Origin of the sequence: Micromonospora sp. NPDC049900, assembly GCF_044461025.1 — a bacterium.
In the GTDB taxonomy this organism is placed as follows: Bacteria; Actinomycetota; Actinomycetes; order Mycobacteriales; family Micromonosporaceae; genus Micromonospora.
On the sequence record NZ_JBITKM010000003.1, the window covers coordinates 559713 to 582328 of the forward strand.

A 22616-nucleotide genomic window follows, 5' to 3' on the forward strand; every position below is an offset into this window, starting at 1 on the left:
CACACCATCTCGCCGGGCACCCGACCCGCGAAAATCCCAGGAGGTACGGCTCCGCGTGCTCGCCATCCGTCTGACCGCCGAGCCGGACCGGCTCGACGTCCTGGCCCTGCCCGTCCGATCCGCTGCCGGCGACGACTCGTCGGCCGAGCCGGTGCCCACCGGGGCGACGCTGCCCACCGGGATCGCCGACGAGGCCGCCGCGCTGGTCGGGCCGGCCCGGGTCACCGGCCGCGCCGGTCAGGTCCACACCCAGGTACGACCGGGCGGCACCCCCGCCCGGCTCGTGCTGCTCGGTGTGGGTGCGGCGGACGAGGCGGCCTGGCGCGCGGCGGGTGCCGGACTGGTCCGGGCGGCCCGAGATGAGACTCATGTCACAGTGGCGTTGCCGACGCAGGTGACGCCCGACGCGGTGCGCGGACTGGTCGAGGGCCTGCTGCTCGGCTCGTACCGGTTCCGCCTCGGCGACGACCCGGACGCCCCGACGCTGACCGGGGTCGACCTGGCGGTCACCGACCCCGACGCGTACGCCCAGGCCGTCGCCACGGCCCGGACGACCGCCGAGATGACCCGGCTGGCCCGCGACCTGACCAACACCCCCTCCTCGGTCAAGAACCCGCAGTGGTTCGCCACCCAGGTCACCGACGCCGCCGCCGACCTGCCCGGACTCCGGGTCCGGGTACGCGAGCCGGAGCAGTTGGCCGCCGAGGGGTTCGGCGGGATCCTCGCGGTGGGCGGCGGCTCGGCCAGCGCCCCCCGCCTGGTCGAGATGGACTGGCATCCGGCCGACGCCCGGACCCACGTGGTGCTGGTCGGCAAGGGCATCACCTTCGACACCGGCGGCATCTCGATCAAGCCGGTGCCGGCGATGAAGCTGATGCGCAAGGACATGGCCGGAGCGGCGGCCGTGGTCGCGGCCACCCTCGGCGCGGCGGCCCTGAAGCTGCCGGTCCGGATCACCACGCTCACCCCGTTGGCCGAGAACATGGTCAGCGGCTCGGCGTTCCGCCCCGGCGACGTCATCCGGCACTACGGCGGCCTGACCAGCGAGACCACCAACTCCGACGCCGAGGGACGGTTGGTCCTCGCCGACGCGCTGGCGTACGCCGTGCAGGAGCTCAAGCCCGACCTGCTGATCGACCTGGCCACGCTGACCGGGGCGAACGCGGTCGCGCTCGGCACCCGCATCGGCGCGCTCTACAGCGACAACGACCAGTTGGCCGCAGACCTGCTGACGGCCATCGACGCGGCCGGCGAGTCCGCCTGGCGGATGCCGCTTGCCGCCGACTACGTCGAGCACCTCGGCAGCGACGTGGCCGACCTGCACAGCGCACCCACGCAGGGCGCCGGATCGGTGCTGGCCGCGCTCTACCTGCGCGAGTTCACCGGCGAGCTGCGCCCGCAGTGGCTGCACATCGACATGTCGGCGCCGTCCTGGTGCGACCGCGACGACGCGGAGCTGACCCGGGGCGCGACCGGCTGGGGCGTACGCGGCCTGCTGCGCTGGCTGGCGACCCTCTCCTGACCGGCGGCCCGGCGGCGGTGCGCCCGGTTCAGCAGCGCACCGCGGCCAGCAGCCCGTGGCCCACCGGCAGCATCGCCGGGACCCAGTGCTCCGACTCGCGGATGGCCTTGATCGTCTCGCGCACCGTCACCGTCTCCGCGTCCCGGGCGGCCGGGTCACCGATCCGGCCCCCGGCCAGCGTGCCGTTGAGGACCAGCACCCCGCCCGGCCGCAGCAGCCGCAGCGCCGCCTCCACGCAGGCGCTGAAGCCGGTCGCCTCGGCGTCGACGAAGACCAGGTCGTACGCGCCGTCGGCGAGCCGCGGCAGCACGTCCAGCGCGCGTCCGGTGATGATGCGGGTCCGGCCGGCGACGAAACCGGCCTCGGCGAAGATCCGGCGGGCGATCCGCTGGTGCTCCACCTCGACGTCGATGGTGGTGAGCACCCCGTCGGCCCGCATCCCGCGCAGCAGCCAGACGCCGCTGACCCCGGTGCCGGTGCCGATCTCGACCACCGCCCGCGCGTTCCCGGCGGCGGCGAGCAGGCGCAACGCGGCGCCCGCGCCGGGGGTGACCGCGTCGAGTCCGACCTCCCGGGCGAGGCTGCGGGCGGTCCGGAGCACGAGATCCTCGGTGACGTACGACTCGGCGAACTGGAGAGCCGGGTTCGTCGAACTGCCGGAACCGGCGACCGTGGCGATGGGACACCTCCGGGCGGCGAGCATGATGCGCAGGGCGGGTGGGCACTGTGACTCTAGAGGCGGCCCGCCACCGGCGCAGCCGCGCGTCCACCCGCAGTGACAACCGCTGACCCCATGCGGCACATCCGTGCAATCCTGGAAGCGGTATCCCGTCGACGGCATCGGGGCGGCGTCCGATCGCCGGATCGCGGGACACCGGGGGACGGACTGGGAGGCACCGAGTGACCGACGGCTGGGACTGGCGCCAGCCCGGCGCGAGCGGCGTACCGGCGGGACAGCCGGTGCCCGGAACTCCGCCGGCAGGCTCGTCGGCACGCGAGGGCGCCCCACCGGGCGCCTCACCGTGGTGGTCCGACGCGCTGAGCGACCCGTGGCGGGACCCGAACGCTCCGACGGCGGTGGTGGTGCCGGTGGCACCGGTCGCCGGTGCCGAGCCGGAACGGGTCACCGACCCGGACGCGCCCGGACGCCCGGGACTGCGCCAGATGCTGCTGGTCCCGCTGTTGGCCGCCCTGCTCGCCGGCACGCTCGGCGGTGCCCTCGGGTACGCCTTCGCGGTCCGTGGCGGCGCGGCCGGGCCGGTGCTCGGCGCCGCACCGGGCACCGCCCCCACGCTCGCCCAGCGCCCGCCGGAGTCGCTGGCCGGGGTGGCCGAGCGGGTCCTGCCCAGCGTGGTCACCGTCCGGGTGGCCGGGGTCGGCGGCACCAGCGAGGGCTCCGGCTTCATCGTCAGCACCGACGGACACGTGATCACCAACGACCACGTCGTCGCCGGTGGCGGCAAGGCGTCGGTGGTCTTCAACGACGGCAGCACCGACTCGGCGACCGTGGTGGGTCAGGACCCGGAGTCCGACATCGCCGTGATCAAGGTCTCACGTACCGGTCTGCGGCCGGTCGAGTTCGGCGACTCCGACGCCCTGGCCGTCGGCGACCCGGTGCTGGCCTTCGGCTCGCCGCTGTCGCTGGCGAACACGGTCACCTCGGGCATCGTCAGCGCGCTGGACCGGACCATGCAGGCCGGTGAGCCGGGCGGCCCGACCCGCTACTACGCCGCGATCCAGACCGACGCCGCCGTCAACCACGGCAACTCGGGCGGCCCGCTGGTCGACGCGGCGGGACGGGTGATCGGCGTCAACTCGACCATCAAGTCCCTGGTCGCGGACGGCCAGGAGGCCGGCAACATCGGTCTCGCCTTCGCCATCCCGATCAACCAGGCCAAGCGGATCACCCAGGAGATCATCGGCACCGGCAAGGCTCGGCGTACGGTGATCGGCGCACAGGTGGGCGGGCCCGGCGCGAACACCGGCGGATCGGGTGTCCGCCTCGCCGCGGTGGAACCGGCGGGGCCGGCGGCCGGGGCCGGACTCCGGGCCGGTGACGTCGTCCTGCGGCTCGACGGACGGCCGATGACCGAGCCGACCGACCTGATCGCCCTGGTCCGCAAGTACGCCCCGGGCTCGGTGGTGACCGTCGAGTACCGGCGCGGCAGTGACCGGCAGAACGCCTCGGTCACGCTGGCGGCGGACGCGAAGTGACCTCGCAGAACCCCTTCTGGCCGGGCCCCCGACGTGCGTACTCTGGGCTGCGGTAGCCGGGGGAGGAGGACGGGGTGTTCGAGAACCTGAACGTGTGGGAGGTCGGTGCGCTGCTGCTGCTGGCGCTGCTGATCTTCGGCGACCGGCTGCCGCAGGTGATCAGCGACGGCCTGCGGATGGTGCGCAACCTGCGGAACATGGCGCGCAACGCCACCACCGACCTCAGCAAGGAACTCGGCACCGACATCCAGCTCGAAGACCTGCACCCCAAGGCGTTCATCCGCAAGCATCTGCTCAGCGAAGAGGACGAGCAGGCGATCCGCAAACCGTTGCAGGGCGTCTACGACGACCTCCGGGCGGACGTCAGCGGCGTGCACAAGGACCTCAAGGACGTCGCCACCGCCGCCGACCCGAGGACTCCCGCCGCCACGCCGTCCGCAGCGCGTACCTCCGTACCGGCGGCGTCCCCGCCGGCCCCGCGCGCCGTCAGCTACGACGAGATCACCTGACGGCGCGCCGACCCGTCAGCGTCCGGCCGGCGTGAGACCGAGCGGCTTGCCCAGCAGCGAGTCCCGGCGCACCGCGAGCCGGTCGGCGACCTGACCCAGCGCCTTCGCCGCCGGGGAGTCCGGCGCGGCCAGCACGATCGGGTTCCCCTCGTCGCCCGCCTCCCGGACCCGGGTGTCGAGCGGCACCTGACCCAGCAGCGGCACCTGCGCGCCGATGGTCTGCGTCAGCGAGTCGGCCACGGTCTGCCCGCCACCGGCGCCGAAGACCTCCATCCGGGAGCCGTCCGGCAGCTCCAGCCAGGACATGTTCTCGATCACACCGACCACCCGCTGGTGGGTCTGCAACGCGATCGCGCCGGCCCGCTCGGCCACCTCGGCGGCGGCCGCCTGCGGCGTGGTGACCACCAGGATCTCGGCGTTGGGCAGCAACTGGGCCAGCGAGATGGCCACGTCGCCGGTGCCCGGGGGCAGGTCGAGCAGGAGCACGTCCAGGTCGCCCCAGTACACGTCGGCGAGGAACTGCTGCAACGCGCGGTGCAGCATCGGCCCGCGCCACACGACCGCGGCGTTGCCGGCGGTGAACATGCCGATCGAGATGACCTTCACGCCGTGCGACTCCGGCGGCATGATCATGTCCTCGACCCGGGTCGGGCGACCGTCCGCGCCGAGCATCCGGGGCACCGAGTGGCCGTAGATGTCCGCGTCCACCACCCCGACGGAGAGGCCCCGGGCGGCCAGCGCCGCCGCCAGGTTCACCGTCACGCTGGACTTGCCCACGCCACCCTTGCCGCTGGCCACCGCGTACACCCGGGTGCGGGAACCGGGCTGCGCGAACGGGATGACCGGCTCCTCGGACGCCCCGCCGCCGCGCAGCGTGGCCTGGAGCTGCTGGCGCTGCTCGGTGCTCATCACACCGAAGTCGATCTCGACGCCGGTGACCCCGCTCACCGCGCCCACCGCGGCGGTGATGTCCGCCCGCAGCTTGTCCTTCAACGGACAACCGGCCACCGTGAGCAGCAGCGCGACCCGGACCACCCCGTCGTCGCCGATCTCGGCGGCCTTGACCATGCCGAGTTCGGTGATCGGTCGACGGATCTCCGGGTCGTTGACGGTGGCCAGGGCGGCCTGGACGGCGTCGTGGACGGTGCTGACGGGAGCTGACATGCCCGCAATGCTACGTCGGTCGAGATCCGTCCCCGGTGTCAGCGGCGACGGTGTGAGCCAGTCGATGACCAGGGGTCAGGAGTGGCGGGGGGTGTCGCTGTCCCGCCGCCCGTCCCCGAGAAGATCCCCGTCCATCTCGTCGCGCGGCTCGTCCAGCGGGTCCGCGTCGTCGCCCCGCGCCGCCGACTCCTGCCGGAGCCGCCGCTCCAAGCGCTGGCGCCGCTGCGCCGCCTCGTCCAACTCCTCGGCCATCCGGGCCAACTCGGACCGGAGGAAGTCCCGGGTCGCCACCTCGCCCATCGCGATCCGCAACGCCGCTATCTCCCGGGCCAGGTACTCCGTGTCGGCCTTCTGCATGCCCGCCCGGCGCCGGTCCTCGTCCAACGCCACCCGGTCCCGGTCGGCCTGGCGGTTCTGCGCCAGCAGGATCAACGGCGCCGCGTACGACGCCTGGATCGACAGGACCAGGGTGAGGAACGTGAAGGTGTACGGGTCGAAGCGCAGCGTCGTCGGGGCGAGAGTGTTCCAGACGAACCACAGGGTGATGAACAGCGTCATGTAGACGATGAAGTTCGCCGTGCCCATGCCCCGCGCGATCGCCTCCGACCACCGACCGAAGGTCTCCTGGTCGACCCGGGGCAGCTTCAGGCCGCGCGGCTCCCGGGGCAGGTCCAGGCGCTCGGTGCGCCGCTGCTCAGTCATCGACTCGCTCCGTGCTCACGTCGGCGGACGCCGCGTCGTCCGCGGCCTCCGGTGCAGGGCTCGGCACGGCGTCCCGATCCCGCCAGTCCGGCGGCAGCAGATGGTCCAGCACGTCGTCGACCGTGACGGCACCCACCAGCCGGTTGTTCCGGTCGATCACCGGCATGGCGACCAGGTCGTAGGTCGCCATCCGGCGGGTGATCTCCGGCAGCGGCGTGGTCGGCCGCAACGGGTCGATGTCGTTGACCACCACCCCACCGAGCAGATCGGCCGGAGGCTCCCGGAGCAACCGCTGGAAGTGCACCATGCCCAGGTAGCGGCCGGTCGGCGTGGCCATCGGCGTACGGGACACGAAGACCTGCGCGGCGACCGCCGGGGAGAGCTGCGGTTCCCGGATCCGGGCCAGGGCCTCCGCCACCGTCGCGTCCGGCGGCAGGATCACCGGCTCCGAGGTCATCACGCTGCCCGCCGTACCCGGGGTGTACTTCAGCAACTGCCGGACCGGATCGGCCTCGTCCGGCTCCATCAGGTCGAGCAGCACGTCCTGCTCCGGCGGCGGCAGCTCGCCCAGCAGGTCGGCGGCGTCGTCCGGGTCCATCTCCTCCAGCACGTCGGCGGCCCGTTCCCGGCCCAGCGCGGTGAGGATCTCCACCTGGTCCCGCTCGGGCAACTCGCTCAACACGTCGGCCAGCCGGGTGTCGTCCAACGCCGCCGCGACCTCGTTACGGCGCGCGTCCGGCAGATCCTGCAACGCGTTGGCCAGGTCCGCCGGGCGCATGTCCTCCAGCACAGCCAGCAGGTTGGCGGTCCCCCCGGGCTCGGCGAGGCCGCTGAGCCCGCGTACCTTCTCCCACTCGACCTGCTGGAGGTTGCCCCGGCGGGCCAACCGGCCGGCCTGCTCCCGGGCCGCCACCCGGGCCAGCGACCAGTCCCCGGCCCGGCTGCACTCCATCGCCACGTCCACCACCGTCGCCGCCCGGTTGTCCGGGGCGAGCTGCACCCGACGGTCGAGCAGCTCCTGGAGCACCAGCAACTCGTTCGGGCGCTTCTCGAAGCGGCGCAGGTTCAACGTGCCGCTGCCGAGCACCACCGCGTCCGCGTCGATCGAGATGATCCGGTTGATGGAGAGGAAGATCCGCCGTCGCATCGGGATCTCGGCGACCAGGCCCACCACCTCGGGCGGCCGTTGGCCGGTGCGGAGCCGAGCAACGGCGTCGCGGACCCGGCCCACCTGGTCGCCGTTCGGATCGAAGACGGCGACTCCGGCGAGACGGGCGAGGTAGACCCGGGTCGGCGTGCTCACGGGCACCAGCCTAGGGCGTACGTGTGAGTCGGCGCCCGGCTGTCACTTCCGGACAGCCCGGAGGGCCTAGTCTTTACCAACATGTCGACCTTGGCTTACGAGATCGTGGACGTCTTCACCGATCGTCCGTACGCGGGGAACCCGCTCGCGGTGGTCTTCGGTGCCGACGGGCTGGCCACCGAACAGATGCAGGCCCTGGCCCGGGAGTTCAACCTCTCCGAGACGGTCTTCGTGCTGCCCGCGACCCAGGTCGGCGCCACCTACCGGGCCCGCATCTTCACCCCGACCGAGGAACTGCCGTTCGCCGGCCACCCCAGCGTGGGCGCGGCGGTGACCGCCAGCCGTCGGGGCATGTTCGGGGCGGGACAGGTCAGCCAGGAGTGCGGTGCCGGGGTACTGCCGATCGAGGTGACCGACGGCGGTGCCACGCTGACCGGCGGCAGCCCCACCCTCGGGCCCGAGTTCGATCCGGAGCCGCTGCTGGAGGTGGCCGGTCTGGCCGCCGACGACCACCTCGGCCCGGCACCCCGGGTGGCCGGCTGCGGGCTGGAGTTCCCGTTCCTGCCGGTACGCCCCGACGCGCTGGCGCGGGCCGAGGTCAATCCGGTGGCGGCCCGGCGGTACGGAATCGAACACGTGAGCGTCTTCTCCTGGAACGCCGACGCGCAAACCGCACGGGCCCGGGTCTTCGTCCCCGGCCTCGGCGTGCCCGAGGACCCGGCGACCGGCTCGGCCGCCCTCGGACTGGGCGTGTGGCTGGTCGCCACCGGCCTGCTGCCCGGCGAGGGCCGCTCGTCGTACACCGTCTTGCAGGGTGCCGAGATGGGTCGACCGTCGACCCTGACCTGCACGGTGACCGCCACCGGTGGGACCGCGCTGGGCGCCAGCGTGGCCGGTCACGTCATGCCGGTGGCCCGGGGCGAGATCCTGGTGCCGCCGTTCGTCGGCTGACCGGCCGGGGCACCCGTACGCAAGGATGTGATGGTGACCGACGAGCGTGACAGCAGCCCCCTGGTCGACGAGGCGATGAAGAAGGCCTCGGTGGCCTGGGTCGCGGTGGCGGACGGGCCGCCTCTCGCCCTGTGGTGCGTACCCCTGGAGAGCGCCCTGTTCGTGGTCGCCGGGCCGGGGGAGCAGTCCGCGCCCGGGCTGGCCGAGGCCGACGAGGCCCGGGTGACGCTGCGGGGCGACCACGGCGGTGCGATCGTCACCTGGCCGGCCCGGGTGACCCGGGTACGGCCCGGCACCGACGAGTGGGACACCCTGGCCCCACTGGTCGGAGCCAAGCGGCTGAACGCCCCCGGCACCACCGCCGACCTGGTCGCCCGGTGGGCCGCCGACGACTGCGCACTGGTCCGGCTGACCCCCGGCGGCACCCCGGTCCAGGGCACCGACCTGCCCGCCGACTCGCTCGCCGAGCCGCCCCGTCCCACGCCGGCCGTCCGCGCCGTCCGCAAGCCGTTCCGGTTGCACCGCGTCCGGCGGTCCTGACCCGCCACCACGCCGCCCCCGGAACGCCACGGCACACCGCTGCCTGCCGTCCCGGGTCCGCTACGGCACCGTCACCGGTGCGGCCCGCCCGGCCGGTACCGGCTCCCGCCGGTCGGCACCCGCCGACCCGACCAACTCGACCACCTCGCCGAGGGCACCCAGCACCCGACCGGTCCACTCGGTGTCGACGTTGAAGACCAGATGGTCGACCAGGTCCGGGGCGGCCAACCGGGCGGCCGTCAGCCCGGCCTGCCGCGCACCGGTCAGCTCCTGACTGCCGCCGTCGCCCACGTACAGGCAGTCCTCCGGACGCAGGCCCAATCTCGCGCACGCCGCCTGATAGAGCGCCGCATCCGGCTTGCAGCGCCCCACCTGCACCGAGTAGATCCGCACGTCCAGCAGCGGTGCCACGGCCAACTCCGGCAGGAGCACCGGCAGCTCGTGCGTGCAGTCGCTGATCACACCGGTCCGGATCCCCCGGTCCCGCAACGCGCGCAGCGTCGGGACGGCCTCGTCCCGCAACCGGGTGTCGCTACGCACGGCGTCCAGCCGGGCCGCAGCCGCCGCCCGCAACGCCTCCTCGGTCGGCCGTACCCCGGCCTGCTCGCACAACCAGCGCAGCGTCGCCTCGGCACTGCCGAAGCGCCCCGCAGCACGCTCGTAGAACGTGCGGTCGAGCAACTCGACGAAGGTCTCCGGCGGACAACCGAGCAACTGCGCGGTGGCGCGGTGACCGGGACCGCGCTGGACCGGACGGGTCAGCGTGCCGAAGAAGTCGAACAGCACCGCCTGGAACCTGGGCATGGGGAAGCGCCTCCGGGCGGGGTGAGGGGGTCCCGACGGGCTGCCCATGATCGTAACGGACCGCTGACGGAAAGTGGTCATCGCGGTCGTGTGAGGATTGCGTCTCGTGCCACCCGAACCACACCGTCCCCCGGTCGATCTGCTCACCACCGGCGCACTCGGCGTCGCCGTGGTGGCGGTCTCCTCGTCCGCGCCGCTGATCGCGTTCGCCGCCGCGCCCGCACTGGCCATCGCCTTCTGGCGCAACATGCTCTCGGTCGCGGTGCTGAGCCCGTACGCGATCACTCGCCGACGGACCGAGTTCCGCTCCCTGCTGACCGGCGCGCGCAGGCGCGAGGCCGTCTTCTGCGTACTCTCCGGGGTGGCCCTGGCCGCCCACTTCGCCGCCTGGATGCCGAGCGCGAAGCTCACCACGGTCGCCGCCGCCACCGCCCTGGTCGCCACCCAGCCGGTCTGGCAGGGGCTGATCGCCCGCCTCCAGGGCCGCCGACTGCCGCTGGGTGTCTGGGCCGGCATCGGGGTGGCGGTGTTCGGGGCGATCCTGGCCACCGGCGCCGACTTCACCGTCTCCGGCACCGCCTTCGCCGGTGACCTGCTGGCCCTGGCCGGCGGCCTGTTCGGGGCGGTCTACACCGCGCTGGGCGAGCGGGCCCGGGCCACCGTCAGCACCGCCACGTACACCACCGTCTGCTACGCGGTCTGCGCACTCGTCCTGCTGGTCGTCTGCCTGGTCGCCCGGGTGCCGTTGGGCGGCTTCGACACCGGGACCTGGCTCGCCGTGATCGCGCTGGTCGCCGGTGCCCAACTGCTCGGACACTCGATGTTCAGCTACGCGCTGCGACGGATCCCGGCCACCACGGTCAGCGTGCTGATCCTGCTGGAGGCGCCCGGCGCCGCCCTGATCGGCTGGGCCTGGCTGGGGCAACTGCCCGCCGCGTCGAGCGTGCCCGGCCTGCTGCTGCTGTTGGTCGGGGTCGCCGTGGTCGTGCTCGCCAGCGCCCGCGCCACCCGACCGCGCCCAGGCGGGCAGGTCTAGGCGGGCAGGCCGACCGCCGCCGCGCTGGCCGCCCAGAGTCGGGCCGCGAGTTGCGGATCGGACGCCTTGCGCAGCGGGCGACGCGGCCGGCAGTCGAAGTAGTAACCGCCGCCGACCAGGCGGGCCCGATCCTGGTTGGCCAGCCACACCAGCGTCTGCGCCCCCTTGACCGGGCCACGCAGCGGCAACAACCGCATCCCCAACGCGACCAGCCGGCTGTCGCTGCCGAACCGGGTCCGCACCACCCCCGGATGGAAGCAGTACGAGTCGACCGCCGGCCACCGTCGGGCCGCCTCGGCCGTGAACAGGATGTTGGCCTGCTTGCTGGTGCCGTACGCGCCCATCGGGCGGTACCGCCGCAGCGGCCGGTTCAGGTCGTCCGGGTCCAGCGAACCGCTGCGGTGCGCACCGGAGGCGGTCACCACCATCCGTCCCACCCGGTCGGCCAACAGGTTGCTGAGCAGGAACGGGGCCAGATGATTGGCCTGGATGGACAGTTCGAAACCGTCGACCGTGGTGATCGGCTGGAGCACGATCGCCCCGGCGTTGTTGGCCAACACGTCGATCCGGTCGTACGCGGCGCGCACCTGCTCGGCCAACCGCCGTACGTCGTCCAGGGCCGCGAAGTCCGCGCGGAACGTCTCGGGACGTTCACCAGACGCCTCGCGTACCTCGTCGGCGGCCGTCCGCAGCCGGGCCGGATCCCGCCCGACGAGCACCAACTGGTCACCACGGCGCGCCAGGTCGATCGCCGCGGCCAGCCCGATGCCGGAGCTGGCCCCGGTCACCAGCACGAGCCGACGGCCGGTGAGATCATCCGCAGGTCCATCCACCCCGGTCACGGCATGAGATTACCGTGATCGCCGATCTCGCTGAACCTCGGCTTTCCCACCGACACGTCCGTCGGACCGGCCGCCCGCCCCGAGCCCGGGTCGGGACGGGCCGACCCGTTTCAGACGGTGGTCACGGCGGCGGCCCAGATGATGAAGATCGCCACGTAGACGAGCATCACCAGCGCGAAGAAGGCGGTGATGATCCAACCGACGATGATGGCCGCCTTCGCCATCCCCTCGCCCTCCTCGCCGGTCTCCCGGATCTGACGGATGGCGACATGTCCCATGATCGCGCCGATCGGCGCGGTGATGCACGAGCCGATTCCGATCAACGAGAGGATCAGGGCGACCAGGGCCATCGAGTTGGTGCTCCGCGGCGGATAGCCGTAGCCGTATCCGGGCTGCACCGGCGGCGGGTAGCCGGCGGGCGGGTACTGCGCGGGAGCAGGCGGATAATCGGACTTCACCGCGTACGAGTCGATCGGCGGGTAGGGATCGGCCGGCCGGTACGGGTCGTACCCGGCGGGCTGCGCGGGAACCGACAGGAGAGGATCGGCCGGCGGACTGGAAGGCTGACCGGCCGACGCGGGGTCGGGCCAGCCACCGGCCGGTGGGGGCTGTGTCATCGGGCTCACTTCCGTCGCGATGTGTGGCAGTCAGGGTAGCCATCGCGGGGTAGGGCGCGACGCGCCCGGCAGCGGGTGCGCGTTGCCCGGCACGGCGGCAGCAGGCAGGATCGCGGCATGGGGATTGACGCGCGCGCGGCGGACCGTTCCGGCAGCAGACCGAGGCGGGACGTCAGCCGCCCGGGAGTGGCCCGACGCCCCCGCCCGGTGACCACACCGAGCGCGTCGGAGGACGACGCCCCGGCATCGCTGCCCGAGCCGGTGACCATGCGGCTGGACGGCAGGGTCGCCCTGGTGACCGGGGCGGGTAGCGCGGACGGCATCGGGTACGCCACCGCCCGCCGGCTGACCGACCTCGGCGCCCGGGTGGCGATCGTCTCCACCACCCGCCGCATCCACGAGCGGGCCGGTGAACTCGGGGTGACCGGTTTCGTCGCCGACCTCACCGACGAATCGGAGGTCGGCGCGCTGGCCGATGCCGTCGCCGAGCAACTCGGCGACGTGGAGGTCCTGGTCAACAACGCCGGGCTGGCCAGCCGGGCGAGCCCGGAGGTGCTCCGGCCGGTCGCCCAGCTCAGCTACGAGGAGTGGCGCGCCGAGATCGATCGGAACCTGACCACCGCGTTCCTGTGCAGCCGGGCCTTCATCGGCGGGATGGCCGAACGCGGCTGGGGTCGCATCGTCAACCTGGCGGCCACCGCCGGGCCGGTCAACGCCCTGCCCACCGAGGCGGCGTACGCGGCGGCGAAGGCCGGCGTGGTGGGCCTGACCCGCGCGCTGGCCATGGAGATGATCGCCGACGGGGTGACCGTCAACGCGGTCGCACCCGGCACCATCTACACCGCCGCCTCCACCATGGCCGAGATCAAGCAGGGTCTGGGCACTCCGGTGGGCCGCCCCGGCACCCCCGACGAGGTGGCCGCGGCGATCACGTTCCTCTGTTCACCGGCGGCGTCGTACATCACCGGGCAGATGCTGGTGGTCGACGGCGGCAACAGCGTGCGGGAGTCGCAGTTCCGCTGACCGTCCTCAGGTGTTCGTACCGCTCGACCCGGCCCAGATGACCAACGCCAACCAGCCGCAGCAGAACACCAGGTAGAGACCGGTGAAGATGTAGCTGAGCACCAGCCCCCAGGTGGCGAGCTGATCGCCGTCCTCACCGCTGGTGCGGAGCTGGCGCTTGGCCAGATGACCGAGGGCGATACCGGCCGGGGCGAAGACGAACGCGAAGACCAGCGACAGGATGGCCAGCACGTTGGTGCCTCCACCGCCCCCACCGCCCTGGTGCGCCGACGGCGGCCCGTACTGCCCGTACGGGCCCTGCGGCGCGTACGGCGGCTGCTGCCCCCACTGCTGCCCCTGCGGCGACTGCCCCGGATGCTCGTACGACGGCTGCCCGTACGCGGGCTGACCATACTGTTCACCGGAGGGCTGGCCGTACTGGTCACCCTGGGGTGAGCCGTACTGGTCACCCGTCGGCCGGCTGTACGGCTGGCCGGACGGCGGCTGTTGACCGCCCGGCGGCGGCTCGTAGGGCGACGGCGGCTGGTCCGGCTCCGGTGGCTGGCTCACGTTCTTCGACGTTACCCGCAGTAATGGAACCTGTCCTCATGGTTGTCGGGAAGACCCACCGTCGAGCAGACGCTCGAATCCCCCGTCGCCACCACCACCCCGTCGTCACCGCTCCGCCGTCTCCATCGTCCTTCGGGCCGGCTGTCGAGCTGAACCGTCTATGCCGTCACCGCGCTCGGCCGCCAAGCGGCCCGGACAGCGCGATTCGTCTTCGCTATCAGCTCGACAGGGCCCGAACCAGTGCGGTGTCCAGGGACTCCAGCGCCGCCGGTCGTCGTCTGGACCCGCCGCGGCCCGGTGACCGTTCCTGGACACCGCACTAGACACGGCAGTCGCGGGACACCCCGCTCCGACGGTGGCTTGCCCGATCGCCTCGCCCGGCCGTCGCCTACCTTTGCTCGGCGCCGGGCGGGGGCGAGCGAGGAGGTCAGGCGAGCCGGGTCAGGCCGGCGGCGGCGCGCTCGACGATCAGGCAGCGGTCCTCGACGTAGTCGACACCGGCCTGCTCGGCGATCTCCCGCGCCTGCGCGGAGACGATGCCGAGCTGCAACCAGACCGCCGGGGCACCGATCGCCACCGCCTGACGGACCACGTCGACGGCGTCCTCGGCCGGCCGGAACACGTCTACCAGGTCGACCGGGTGCGGGATGTCGGCCAGGGAGCGGTACACCGGCTCGCCGAACAGCTCGTCGGCGGTCGGGTTGACCGGGACGATCCGCCACCCGTGCCGCTGCATCTCGGCCGGTACGGCGTGCGCGGCCTTGCTCGGGTCGCGGGACGCGCCCACGACGGCGATCACGGCGGAGTCGGCGAGGATCTGCTGAGCGGTACGCACCGGCCGACTCTATCCGGGCCGGAGCACATCAGAGCAGGCTGAGCTGTTCTGGGGCGGGCGGTGCGGGCGTCGTCACCTGACGGTGCTCACCGGGATCGGGTCGGTGCAGCCCGTGTCGGCGGGCGGCGATGCGGACCCGTGCGGTCAGCTCCCGCTGGTACGACTGCGGGGCGTACGCGCCCGCCCGGTACAGCTCCCGGTAGCGGGGGACCAGGTCGGGATGTTCCCGGGCCAGCCAGTGCGCGTACCACTCGCGGGCACCGGGACGCAGGTGCAGCGGCAGCGGCGTCACGCTGGCCGCCCCGGCGGCGGCGATGGCCGCCACGGTGCCGTCGATCGACTCGTCGGAATCGCTGAGGCCGGGCAGGATCGGTGCCATCAGCACCCCCACCGCGAAACCCGCGTCGGCGAGTTGGCGTACCGCGTCGAGTCGCCGACGAGGACTCGGGGTGCCGGGCTCGACCGAGCGCCACAGCCGCTCGTCGACGAAGCCCACCGAGAACGACACGCCGACCCGGGTGACCTCGGCCGCCTGCCGCAACAGAGGCAGGTCGCGCAGGATCAGCGTGCCCTTGGTGAGGATCGAGAACGGGTTGGCGAAGTCGCGCAGGGCCTCGATGATCGGCGGCATGAGGCGGTAGTGGCCCTCGGCCCGCTGGTAGCAGTCCACGTTGGTGCCCATCGCCAGGTGCGCGCCCCGCCAGCGCGGCGCGGCCAGCTCCCGCCGGACCAACTCACCGGCGTTGACCTTGACGACCACCTGCCGGTCGAAGTCCGCCCCGGCGTCGAAGTCCAGATAGGTGTGAGTATTTCGTGCGAAACAGTATCGACACGCATGGCTGCATCCCCGGTACGGGTTGATCGTCCACTGGAACGGGACGCGGGAGGTGCCGGGGACCTTGTTCAGGATCGACTTGGCGCGTACCTCGTAGAAGGTCATGCCGGCGAAGCCGGGGGTGTCGAAGGTGCGCACCACCGCGTCGGGCAGCGCCAGCGGCAGGGGTGGCGTCGCTGGCGCTGCCCTTCCGGGATCTCCCTCGACCGGGGGAGCGGCGAGGTTCTCCCAGCGCATGAGCGTCATTCGAACACACGTACGACATCGCTGCAAGTGGCGCGCCGGACACCATGGTGTGCGCGGACCGATGACGGGGGAGGATGGCAGGTATGGAGAGGTCGACCTTCGTCTACGACGGGGACTGCGCGTTCTGCACCCGCTGTGCCGAGTTCATCGAGCGCCGGATTCCGACCGGTGCCACGGTGCTGCCCTGGCAGTTCGCCGACCTCGACCGGCTCGGGTTGACCGAGGCCGAGTGCGAGGAGGCGGTGCAGTGGGTCGGCGCGGACGGGCACCGGGCCGCCGGGCCGGACGCCATCGCCGCGCTGCTGGCGGGCAGTGGCCGACTCTGGCGGATCGCTGGGGCCGGGCTGCGGTTCTCGCCGGTACGCGCCACCGCCTGGCCGGTCTACCGCTGGGTGGCCCGCAACCGGCACCGGATGCCGGGCGGCACGGCCGCCTGTTCACTGCCCCAGGAGACGCGCGACCGCCTCTACGGTCCGTCGGCGGGCTGAGTCGCAGGACGCGCCGCTACGGGCCGTCGGCCGGCTGCGTCCCGGACGCCGTCGGTGTCGCCTCGGCTCGCGGCTGCGGTGGTGTGCTGATCCCGACGTCCGCAGCGGCGCGGTCGGGGCTGGTCCGGCGGTTCAGCAGTCGTCGTGCCAGCAGTATCGGACGGACCTTCTCCAGCGGCAGGAAGCTGGTCATGGCGACCAGGTGCGGCGCGAAGGAGATGGTGATGGTGGCGATGGTGACCAGGTGGAACGAGTAGAAGAAGGCGACCGTGGCGTGTCGCCAGCGCGCGGGTAGGACGAAGATCACCGGGCTGAGCAGTTCGAAGGCGAGGATGCCGAACTGCGCCACGAGCAGCAGGTGGGGTACCTGGGCGGCCAGATCGGCCAGTTCGGTGCCCCGGCGGATGATCGCCTTGGCGAGCACCGAGCCGGTCGCCCAGTCCAGACCGCCGAAGCGGAACTTGGCCAGGGCGGCGAGGAAGTAGGTGCAGATCACCGCGATCTGGGTGACCCGCAGCGCCCAGCCACCGGCCTCGGTCGGCGTGCGGTCGCCATGTCGGGCGCGGCCTGCGGTCGGGAGCACCGCGAGTGCGACGAGCAGGGCGAACCTGTCGTGGTCCACCTTCCCGTAGCTCATCGCGACGATCATCCACTGGAAGTAGAGGGCGAAGACCGTCCAGCCGAGCAGCCGGGGAGCCCGTCCGCTGGCGGCGGCGAGGGCGAGCAGCAGCAGCGCCCAGAAGACGACGCCGACCAACGCCGGGTCGGGGGTGGGCAGCGGTAGCAGGCGGCCGACGAACAGCGGTTGGTACATGTCGCCGGGTACGTCCACCTTGGCGCGTACCCAGGGGGTGAAAACGACCAGGTCGGCGGCGACGAAGAGGTAGATCAGGGTGCGGAAGGCGGCCACCCGGCCGCGGGGCACCGCCTCGGTGAGCCAACGGATCACGGGTTCACCTGCCAGCGGACGACCGTCTCGTCGGACCAGAGTCCGGTGGGTCGGCGGTCGGTGATGTCGTGCCAGCGGATCACGATCCGGACCTCGGTCAGCCGGGGCGCGTCGGGTCGACGCCGGGCGTACGCGTCGGCGACCTCGCGCAGTCGGCTCGGGTCGGCGACGTAGTGGGCCTGCTGGCCCTCGATCTCGGCGCGTCGGATGCCGGTCGCCCGCTCGCCGAGGTCGACCACGGCACCGGTGGTGTCCACGCCCTCCACCCGGGTGTCCGGGGCGTCGGCGTCGGCCGGGTCCGAGGTGGAGTACATCCGGAAGGGACCGAACGGGAAGTGGTCGTCGTCGCCCCAGGCCGTTCCGGCGAGCAGGAGGGTCAGGCCGAGTGCGGTCGCCGCCACCCGGATCGCGCGGCCGTGGTTCGTCAACGCATCCATCGGGTGCCGAAGATACGGCACGGATGCCCTGGTGAGGCTCCCGTCGACCGGCTCGTGTCACAGATGTGACGAGTCGGGAGACGGTGGTGGGCGCGGACGCCGACGGCCGGGCACCGATGCGGGACCCGGCCGTCGGCGTGGGAGATCAGTGGTTGTGCTCGGCGAGCTTCTTACGGACGTCGTCCATGTCGAGCGCCTGGACCTGCTCGATGAGGTTCTCCAGGGCGGACTCGGGCAGCGCGCCCGGCTGCGCGAAGACGATCACCCCGTCGCGGATTGCCATGATCGTCGGGATCGACCGGATGTCGAACTTGGCGGCGAGGCCCTGCTGCGCCTCGGTGTCCACCTTGCCGAAGGTGATCTCCGGGTGCTTGTCCGAGGAGCGCTCGTAGACCGGGGCGAACCGCTTGCACGGACCGCACCACTCGGCCCAGAAATCGACCAGCACGATGCCGTCGCTCTCGGTCACCTGGTCGAAGTTGTCCGTGGTCAGCTCGACGGTTGCCATGTCTATCTCTCCGATCACGCGGAACGCCTACGCCTGGTGGAACCCGACCGTACCCCGACGCATTCCCGCCGAGGTGCCACCAAAACCCGGTCCTGGTCGCCTTGGGAGCCTTTGTCCGCATCGATCGTCATCGGTCTCGCGGTGCGTCCGCAGATCGCAAATGCACGTCGCAATTGCGTGACCGGTAGTGATGGGAGCGGTTCCAAGGAGATCAAGGCCGACTGTTGCTACGACACGGTAACTTTGGCGTTGACAAGGACCGATTCGACCTGCGGAGATCGCTTCTGGGCGGATGTTTGGTCACGTTGGGTGATGTAACGAAAAGGTAAATGTGACCTCGGTCTCTGTGCAGTCGGAGGGTCGTACGGCAGAATCTTGAAGCATCAGAGCGTGGGCGGCGGGTGCCGGGGAGGGCCCCGCCGCTCATTGCGTCCGGCCCCGGTTTCGACCACCGAGTCCGACCGGCGTGGCCGCTGCGGAACGGCCTTCCTCCTGACTCCGCACCGCCCCGGCACATATGCTCGAGCCGGAGGTCCCGCCATGAGCGAGCGCAGCGTGCAGGTCACGATCGCCGCGGGCTATTCCGCCACCGAGTGGGAGTTGCTCACCGGCCTGCCCGGCCAGGTGATCGTGGTCGCCGCCCGGTCCGGCCCGGGGGGCGCGTACCCGCCGGTGGCCGCCGGGCTCGCCGGTCTGGACGCGGTGGCGGCCGGCCGGGTCTTCGACAGCGATCTCATCCGGGCGGTGGTGGCCGCCATCTACGCGCGTCACGACGGGTCGCCGGACGCCGAGGCGGGTCCCGGCGAGCCGGGGGACCTGCTCGCGACGTGCCGGACGGCGGTACGGGTGCTCCAGCGGCGGGCCGACCCGGCCGACTCGGCGGCGTACCGGCAGTGGGTGCAGTCGGTGGGTGCCCGGGTGTGCCGTACCGCGTCGGCGGTGGTGCCGGACGCGGCGCTGGCTCCGGCCGACCGCCGCTTCCTCGACCGGCTCGGCGGTGCACTCGCCCTGCGCTGAACCTGCCGCCGCACCGGGTGCCGGGGTCGCGTCGGGGCCGGCGCGGTGACGCGTACCCTGCGTGGTCGTGACCGGTGAGCAGCTCGACGTCGGCGTGGGGCCGTGGCCCGGCGACCCGCCGGACGACCCTCGTTACGACCCGGAACTGCTCACCGAGGGCGACCGGCGCAACGTGGTCGACCGCTACCGGTACTGGCGGCGCGAGGCGGTGGTGGCCGACCTGGACCGGCGGCGGCACGACTTCCACGTGGCGATCGAGAACTGGCAGCACGACTTCAACATCGGCACGGTGGTCCGCAACGCCAACGCCTTCCTCGCCGCCGAGGTGCACATCGTCGGCCGCCGCCGGTGGAACCGGCGCGGCGCCATGGTGACCGACCGCTACCAGCACGTACGGCACCACGAGACGATCGAGCAGTTCGCCGGCTGGGCGGCCGGACGGGACCTGCCGCTGGTCGGCATCGACAACCTGCCCGGCTCGCGTCCGATGGAGACCACCACACTGCCCCGGCGCTGCGTCCTGCTGTTCGGTCAGGAGGGCCCCGGCCTCTCCGACGCCGCGCGGGCCGCCTGCGACCAGCTCTTCTCCATTGCCCAGTACGGCTCGACCCGGTCCATCAACGCGGGCGTGGCGAGCGGGATCGCCATGCACGCCTGGATCCGCGCGCACGCCGGTCCGCCGCCGGGCTGAACCGCCGTCGGGACGTACTCCGGCGGCCACTTCTGCGGTGGATCGCGCGGCGCGCCACGCCGGGCGAAGGTGCCGCTCCGCTTGACGGCTCGCCCGGACGGGGCGACGGTGGAGTGGTGACTGTTGCGGTGAGTTGTCCCAGATGTGGGGGGTCCGTGCGGACACCGGACCTGATGCACGCCGAGTCGCGCTGCCCGGACTGCGGACCGGTGGCACCGTTGCACGTACCCGAGCACATCGGTGCCGAGATCGTGGCCAGCGTGGTGGAGCGGATCCAGTCGACGGCGCAGCCGCCGGTTCCGCTGTGGTGTCCGTGGCCGCTGCCTCCCGGGTGGACCACCACCGGCGTGGCGTGGGCCGGTGACGACCGGATCGGGGTACGCGCGACCGCCGTCGCCTGTGCCGGCCCGGCGCCGCTCGGCGGTGGACCGGCCGATCTGGTCTTCGTGGCCGAGGAGCCGGGCGTCGGGCTGGGTACCAGGTACGCGGGAGTTCCCGGCCCGGACGCCGGACCCGAGTTGGCCGAGGCGTTGACCGAGCCCGGCCCCGGGCATCCCGGTCATGTCGGGCGCGCGGGAATCCGCGTCGGTGGTCATCCCACTCCACTGTGGCTCGTGAGTTCACTGACAGATCGAAGCGCGTACGCCGGCGAGGCTCGGGGAATGTGGCTGTATGCGATAGCCTGGCCGGCGAGTGCGGGGCATCTGCTCGCCGAGGACGTGGTCTTGCACGACCTGGTCGAGTGGACGCCATCCGAACTCGTGTACGGCGCACCATCTCCGTACCTGCACGGGAAGGCCTGACGGCCCCCCGGAATGTCGGAGAACGGACGCAGATATTCACGGTAAGACACCACGCTGATACTCTGAGTGCCGCTGCGGTAATCGGAACCCGGCGCCGTGCGAGAGGATGGCCCGCCATGGTCAAGAAGGTCCTCACCTGGGCCGGTATCGCTTTCTTGATCTTCTTCGTCGCCTACCGGCCAAATTCAGCCGCGGACGTGTTCAAGTCTCTGGGCGGCGGGATCATGGACATCGCGCAGGGCTTCGGCGACTTCTTCACCAGCCTGGTCGCCTAGCCTCCGATGGGAAGCCCCTCCGGCCCACCCTTCGACCCCGACGACCCGGACCGGGCGCGCCGGGAACGCGACACCGAGCCGATTCCCCGGATCGATCCTGACGACGGTCCGGGTTTCGGGTCCGGTGCGCGTCTCTCCGACGGGCCCGCCTTCTCCGACGACGCCGGCTACGGCGACGGCCCGGCCTACGCCGGCCAGACGCGCTCCGAGCGGGCCTGGGTACGGGACCCCGAGGGCGGCTACCAGCCCCCGCAGATCTCCGAGGAGGAACTGGCGGGGCTGCGCTCCGATGCCAGTGGCATGACACCCCGGCGGGTGCTGCCGCTGGAGGACGAGCCCAGCTCGCTGGTGGCCCGCTACCTCTTCCCGACCGAGCGCTACCGGGGCGAGTGGAAGCGGCACTGGATCCATCTCGTCACCCCGATCCTGGTCGGGATCGCCGCCACCTTCGTGCTCGGCTACCTCTCCGGCTTCCTCGCCGGGCAGAACGTCGGCGCGCTCACCACGATCGCCGTGCTGCTCTGGTTCGGCGTGATGGGCTGGGTGGCCTGGAAGGTCGCCGACTGGTGGTACGACCGGTTCATCCTGACCAACAAGCGGGTGATGGTCGTCAACGGCATCATCACCCGGCGGGTCGCGATGATGCCGCTGGTCCGGGTCACCGACATGAAGTACGAGCAGACACCGGCCGGGCGGGCGCTCAACTACGGCACCTTCGTGCTGGAGTCGGCCGGTCAGGAGCAGGCGCTGCGCGAGGTCAAGAACCTGCCGAACCCCAACGAGCTCTACCTGCGTGTGGTCGAGGAGATGTACGAGCCGCAGGCGGTCGAGGCGCGGTTGGGCAAGGAGCAGGACGAGGCCAAGGCCGACGACGGCGCCTGAAACTTTCCGACCGAACATCGGAGCCACCGCGCACCTTTTGCCCTCGACCCGCTACCCCGGGCCGTGGCAGGCTGCCGAGCAGGATCAGTTCGGGGGTGGCGTGTGGGCGGCAGCAATCCGTTGGAGGACGAGTTCCGTGACTTCGTCACGGCCCGCTCCGCCGCGCTGCTGCGCACCGCCTACCTGCTCACCGGTGACTGGGGCACCGCCGAGGATCTGCTCCAAACCGCGCTGACCAAGACGTACCTGGCCTGGAAGCGCCTCGGCGGCATCGAGGCGATCGAGCCGTACGCCCGGCGCGTCATGGTCAACACGTCCACGAGTTGGTGGCGACGCCGCTGGCACGGCGAACGCCCGACCGAGGTGCTGCCGGAGCGGGCCGCCGCCGACACGATCGAGCAACAACTCGACCGCGACGTGCTCTGGCGGCACCTGCGCGCGCTGCCCGCCCGGCAGCGCGCGGTGCTGGTGCTGCGCTACTACGAGGACATGTCCGAGGCGCAGACCGCCGCCCTGCTGGAGATCTCGCCGGGCACCGTCAAGAGCCAGACCTCCCGCGCCCTGGCCACGCTGCGGCGGCGTCTCGGCGCGGAGGAGGCGGCCGTCCTTCCGGGCACCGCGACGCCCCCGGCCGAGCCGGCCGCCCGCCGGACCGGCCGCCCGGCCGCCCGGTCCACGTCGACCGCCCGGGCCGACGTGCCGCCCCCGGCCGCCCGGGCCGATGCGCCGCCCGAAGGTCGACCCGACGCGCGGGTTCCGGCGGGCCGACCCGACGCGGAGGTCCCGGCCCTGCGACCCGGCGCGTCGCCCGGGGCGGCGTCGTTGCGGCACCCGGACGACGCCCTGGTCGGTGAGCACCGGTGAACACCGTTTC

Annotated in this window: 27 protein-coding genes; 14 read left to right on the plus strand and 13 right to left on the minus strand. The window is 72.4% G+C overall.

The genetic code is table 11. From position 1 onward, the window contains the following. Positions 1-55: 55 nt before the first annotated feature. On the plus strand, positions 56-1522 hold the full coding sequence (locus ACIBMZ_RS10485) for a leucyl aminopeptidase family protein (protein ID WP_396692297.1): 1467 nt from the start codon (positions 56-58) through the stop codon (positions 1520-1522). A 28-nt stretch (positions 1523-1550) separates the two neighbouring features. Here the strand turns inward: ACIBMZ_RS10485 and ACIBMZ_RS10490 are convergent, their stop codons facing one another. After that, positions 1551-2225, minus strand: a complete 675-nt coding sequence (locus tag ACIBMZ_RS10490; protein WP_396692298.1) for an O-methyltransferase — start codon at positions 2223-2225, stop codon at positions 1551-1553. A 257-nt stretch (positions 2226-2482) separates the two neighbouring features. Between ACIBMZ_RS10490 and ACIBMZ_RS10495 the strand changes: the two genes are divergently transcribed. Both ACIBMZ_RS10495 and ACIBMZ_RS10500 read left to right on the plus strand, forming a co-directional pair. After that, positions 2483-3736: a S1C family serine protease gene (locus tag ACIBMZ_RS10495; protein ID WP_396692735.1), complete on the plus strand. Its 1254-nt coding sequence runs from the start codon at positions 2483-2485 to the stop codon at positions 3734-3736. A gap of 74 nt (positions 3737-3810) precedes the next feature. Next, positions 3811-4245: a preprotein translocase subunit TatB gene (locus ACIBMZ_RS10500; RefSeq protein WP_396692300.1), complete on the plus strand. Its 435-nt coding sequence runs from the start codon at positions 3811-3813 to the stop codon at positions 4243-4245. A 15-nt stretch (positions 4246-4260) separates the two neighbouring features. On the opposite strand, the gene ACIBMZ_RS10505 is transcribed toward ACIBMZ_RS10500, so the two are convergent. The 3 genes from ACIBMZ_RS10505 to ACIBMZ_RS10515 all read right to left on the minus strand — a co-directional run bounded on the left by ACIBMZ_RS10505 (position 4261) and on the right by ACIBMZ_RS10515 (position 7414). Then, positions 4261-5409 carry an Mrp/NBP35 family ATP-binding protein gene (locus tag ACIBMZ_RS10505; protein ID WP_396692302.1) on the minus strand — a complete coding sequence of 383 codons (1149 nt, stop codon included), beginning with the start codon at positions 5407-5409 and terminating at the stop codon, positions 4261-4263. 75 nt (positions 5410-5484) lie between these two features. Next, entirely contained in the window at positions 5485-6111 is a 627-nt protein-coding gene (locus tag ACIBMZ_RS10510; RefSeq protein ID WP_396692304.1) for a DUF1003 domain-containing protein, read from the minus strand. Beyond that, positions 6104-7414 carry a magnesium transporter MgtE N-terminal domain-containing protein gene (locus tag ACIBMZ_RS10515; RefSeq protein ID WP_396692306.1) on the minus strand — a complete coding sequence of 437 codons (1311 nt, stop codon included), beginning with the start codon at positions 7412-7414 and terminating at the stop codon, positions 6104-6106. The genes ACIBMZ_RS10510 and ACIBMZ_RS10515 overlap by 8 nt, the downstream gene beginning before the upstream one ends. 81 nt (positions 7415-7495) lie before the next feature. On the opposite strand from ACIBMZ_RS10515, the gene ACIBMZ_RS10520 reads away from it, so the two are divergent. Together ACIBMZ_RS10520 and ACIBMZ_RS10525 are read left to right on the plus strand one after the other, a co-directional pair. Beyond that, entirely contained in the window at positions 7496-8365 is an 870-nt protein-coding gene (locus ACIBMZ_RS10520) for a PhzF family phenazine biosynthesis protein (RefSeq protein WP_396692308.1), read from the plus strand. Between the two features lie 30 nt (positions 8366-8395). Further along, on the plus strand, positions 8396-8905 hold the full coding sequence (locus tag ACIBMZ_RS10525; protein ID WP_396692310.1) for a hypothetical protein: 510 nt from the start codon (positions 8396-8398) through the stop codon (positions 8903-8905). A 60-nt stretch (positions 8906-8965) separates the two neighbouring features. Here the strand turns inward: ACIBMZ_RS10525 and ACIBMZ_RS10530 are convergent, their stop codons facing one another. Further along, entirely contained in the window at positions 8966-9709 is a 744-nt protein-coding gene (locus tag ACIBMZ_RS10530; protein WP_396692312.1) for an HAD family hydrolase, read from the minus strand. Between the two features lie 106 nt (positions 9710-9815). On the opposite strand from ACIBMZ_RS10530, the gene ACIBMZ_RS10535 reads away from it, so the two are divergent. Then, the gene (locus ACIBMZ_RS10535; protein ID WP_396692313.1) at positions 9816-10745 is read left to right on the plus strand and encodes a DMT family transporter; all 930 of its coding nucleotides are present in this window, start codon (positions 9816-9818) and stop codon (positions 10743-10745) included. Here ACIBMZ_RS10535 and ACIBMZ_RS10540 read toward each other — a convergent pair. Continuing rightward, positions 10742-11587, minus strand: a complete 846-nt coding sequence (locus ACIBMZ_RS10540; RefSeq protein ID WP_396692315.1) for an SDR family NAD(P)-dependent oxidoreductase — start codon at positions 11585-11587, stop codon at positions 10742-10744. The two genes, ACIBMZ_RS10535 and ACIBMZ_RS10540, sit on opposite strands and share 4 nt — an antisense overlap. A gap of 110 nt (positions 11588-11697) precedes the next feature. Then, on the minus strand, positions 11698-12204 hold the full coding sequence (locus ACIBMZ_RS10545) for a DUF4190 domain-containing protein (protein WP_396692317.1): 507 nt from the start codon (positions 12202-12204) through the stop codon (positions 11698-11700). Between the two features lie 117 nt (positions 12205-12321). On the opposite strand from ACIBMZ_RS10545, the gene ACIBMZ_RS10550 reads away from it, so the two are divergent. Then, positions 12322-13227, plus strand: a complete 906-nt coding sequence (locus ACIBMZ_RS10550) for an SDR family NAD(P)-dependent oxidoreductase (RefSeq protein ID WP_396692319.1) — start codon at positions 12322-12324, stop codon at positions 13225-13227. 6 nt (positions 13228-13233) lie between these two features. Here the strand turns inward: ACIBMZ_RS10550 and ACIBMZ_RS10555 are convergent, their stop codons facing one another. From ACIBMZ_RS10555 to ACIBMZ_RS10565, 3 genes are all read right to left on the minus strand, one after another. Beyond that, entirely contained in the window at positions 13234-13776 is a 543-nt protein-coding gene (locus tag ACIBMZ_RS10555; protein ID WP_396692320.1) for a DUF4190 domain-containing protein, read from the minus strand. A 427-nt stretch (positions 13777-14203) separates the two neighbouring features. Continuing rightward, positions 14204-14611, minus strand: a complete 408-nt coding sequence (locus ACIBMZ_RS10560; RefSeq protein ID WP_396692322.1) for a CoA-binding protein — start codon at positions 14609-14611, stop codon at positions 14204-14206. A gap of 28 nt (positions 14612-14639) precedes the next feature. Further along, complete coding sequence (locus tag ACIBMZ_RS10565; protein WP_396692737.1) at positions 14640-15683, minus strand: Rv2578c family radical SAM protein; 1044 nt, start codon at positions 15681-15683, stop codon at positions 14640-14642. 92 nt (positions 15684-15775) lie between these two features. On the opposite strand from ACIBMZ_RS10565, the gene ACIBMZ_RS10570 reads away from it, so the two are divergent. Next, entirely contained in the window at positions 15776-16180 is a 405-nt protein-coding gene (locus tag ACIBMZ_RS10570; RefSeq protein ID WP_396692324.1) for a thiol-disulfide oxidoreductase DCC family protein, read from the plus strand. Positions 16181-16196: 16 nt separating this feature from the next. Here ACIBMZ_RS10570 and ACIBMZ_RS10575 read toward each other — a convergent pair whose 3' ends face one another. From ACIBMZ_RS10575 to trxA, 3 genes are all read right to left on the minus strand, one after another. Beyond that, positions 16197-17129: an MFS transporter permease gene (locus tag ACIBMZ_RS10575; protein ID WP_396692326.1), complete on the minus strand. Its 933-nt coding sequence runs from the start codon at positions 17127-17129 to the stop codon at positions 16197-16199. Then, a complete protein-coding gene (locus ACIBMZ_RS10580; protein ID WP_396692328.1) occupies positions 17126-17566 on the minus strand; it encodes a hypothetical protein in 441 nt (146 codons plus the stop codon). Before ACIBMZ_RS10580 ends, ACIBMZ_RS10575 begins: the two co-directional genes overlap by 4 nt. A 145-nt stretch (positions 17567-17711) precedes the next feature. Next, entirely contained in the window at positions 17712-18074 is a 363-nt protein-coding gene (gene trxA / locus ACIBMZ_RS10585; protein WP_396692330.1) for a thioredoxin, read from the minus strand. A gap of 540 nt (positions 18075-18614) precedes the next feature. On the opposite strand from trxA, the gene ACIBMZ_RS10590 reads away from it, so the two are divergent. From ACIBMZ_RS10590 to ACIBMZ_RS10615, 6 genes are all read left to right on the plus strand, one after another. Further along, the gene (locus tag ACIBMZ_RS10590) at positions 18615-19091 is read left to right on the plus strand and encodes a hypothetical protein (protein ID WP_396692332.1); all 477 of its coding nucleotides are present in this window, start codon (positions 18615-18617) and stop codon (positions 19089-19091) included. Positions 19092-19158: 67 nt separating this feature from the next. Next, a complete protein-coding gene (locus ACIBMZ_RS10595) occupies positions 19159-19782 on the plus strand; it encodes a TrmH family RNA methyltransferase (RefSeq protein WP_396692334.1) in 624 nt (207 codons plus the stop codon). A 128-nt stretch (positions 19783-19910) separates the two neighbouring features. Continuing rightward, a complete protein-coding gene (locus ACIBMZ_RS10600; RefSeq protein ID WP_396692336.1) occupies positions 19911-20585 on the plus strand; it encodes a DUF6758 family protein in 675 nt (224 codons plus the stop codon). Positions 20586-20701: 116 nt separating this feature from the next. Further along, on the plus strand, positions 20702-20860 hold the full coding sequence (locus tag ACIBMZ_RS10605; RefSeq protein WP_007455302.1) for a hypothetical protein: 159 nt from the start codon (positions 20702-20704) through the stop codon (positions 20858-20860). A 6-nt stretch (positions 20861-20866) separates the two neighbouring features. Continuing rightward, positions 20867-21742, plus strand: coding sequence for a PH domain-containing protein (locus tag ACIBMZ_RS10610; protein WP_396692338.1), 876 nt, complete (start codon positions 20867-20869; stop codon positions 21740-21742). A 102-nt stretch (positions 21743-21844) separates the two neighbouring features. Beyond that, the gene (locus tag ACIBMZ_RS10615) at positions 21845-22606 is read left to right on the plus strand and encodes a SigE family RNA polymerase sigma factor (RefSeq protein WP_396692340.1); all 762 of its coding nucleotides are present in this window, start codon (positions 21845-21847) and stop codon (positions 22604-22606) included. Positions 22607-22616 lie beyond the last annotated feature (10 nt).

Excerpts from the sequence above, each read along its gene's own strand:
- ACIBMZ_RS10590 (WP_396692332.1), top strand. The coding sequence starts at position 18,615 with ATGAGCGAGCGCAGCGTGCAGGTCACGATCGCCGCGGGCTATTCCGCC.
- ACIBMZ_RS10520 (WP_396692308.1), top strand. The coding sequence starts at position 7,496 with ATGTCGACCTTGGCTTACGAGATCGTGGACGTCTTCACCGATCGTCCG.
- ACIBMZ_RS10525 (WP_396692310.1), top strand. The coding sequence starts at position 8,396 with ATGGTGACCGACGAGCGTGACAGCAGCCCCCTGGTCGACGAGGCGATG.
- trxA (WP_396692330.1), bottom strand. The coding sequence starts at position 18,074 with ATGGCAACCGTCGAGCTGACCACGGACAACTTCGACCAGGTGACCGAG.
- ACIBMZ_RS10545 (WP_396692317.1), bottom strand. The coding sequence starts at position 12,204 with ATGACACAGCCCCCACCGGCCGGTGGCTGGCCCGACCCCGCGTCGGCC.
- ACIBMZ_RS10505 (WP_396692302.1), bottom strand. The coding sequence starts at position 5,409 with ATGTCAGCTCCCGTCAGCACCGTCCACGACGCCGTCCAGGCCGCCCTG.
- ACIBMZ_RS10610 (WP_396692338.1), top strand. The coding sequence starts at position 20,867 with ATGGGAAGCCCCTCCGGCCCACCCTTCGACCCCGACGACCCGGACCGG.
- ACIBMZ_RS10490 (WP_396692298.1), bottom strand. The coding sequence starts at position 2,225 with ATGCTCGCCGCCCGGAGGTGTCCCATCGCCACGGTCGCCGGTTCCGGC.
- ACIBMZ_RS10550 (WP_396692319.1), top strand. The coding sequence starts at position 12,322 with ATGGGGATTGACGCGCGCGCGGCGGACCGTTCCGGCAGCAGACCGAGG.
- ACIBMZ_RS10565 (WP_396692737.1), bottom strand. The coding sequence starts at position 15,683 with ATGCGCTGGGAGAACCTCGCCGCTCCCCCGGTCGAGGGAGATCCCGGA.
- ACIBMZ_RS10530 (WP_396692312.1), bottom strand. The coding sequence starts at position 9,709 with ATGCCCAGGTTCCAGGCGGTGCTGTTCGACTTCTTCGGCACGCTGACC.
- ACIBMZ_RS10605 (WP_007455302.1), top strand. The coding sequence starts at position 20,702 with ATGGTCAAGAAGGTCCTCACCTGGGCCGGTATCGCTTTCTTGATCTTC.
- ACIBMZ_RS10580 (WP_396692328.1), bottom strand. The coding sequence starts at position 17,566 with ATGGATGCGTTGACGAACCACGGCCGCGCGATCCGGGTGGCGGCGACC.
- ACIBMZ_RS10510 (WP_396692304.1), bottom strand. The coding sequence starts at position 6,111 with ATGACTGAGCAGCGGCGCACCGAGCGCCTGGACCTGCCCCGGGAGCCG.
- ACIBMZ_RS10570 (WP_396692324.1), top strand. The coding sequence starts at position 15,776 with ATGGAGAGGTCGACCTTCGTCTACGACGGGGACTGCGCGTTCTGCACC.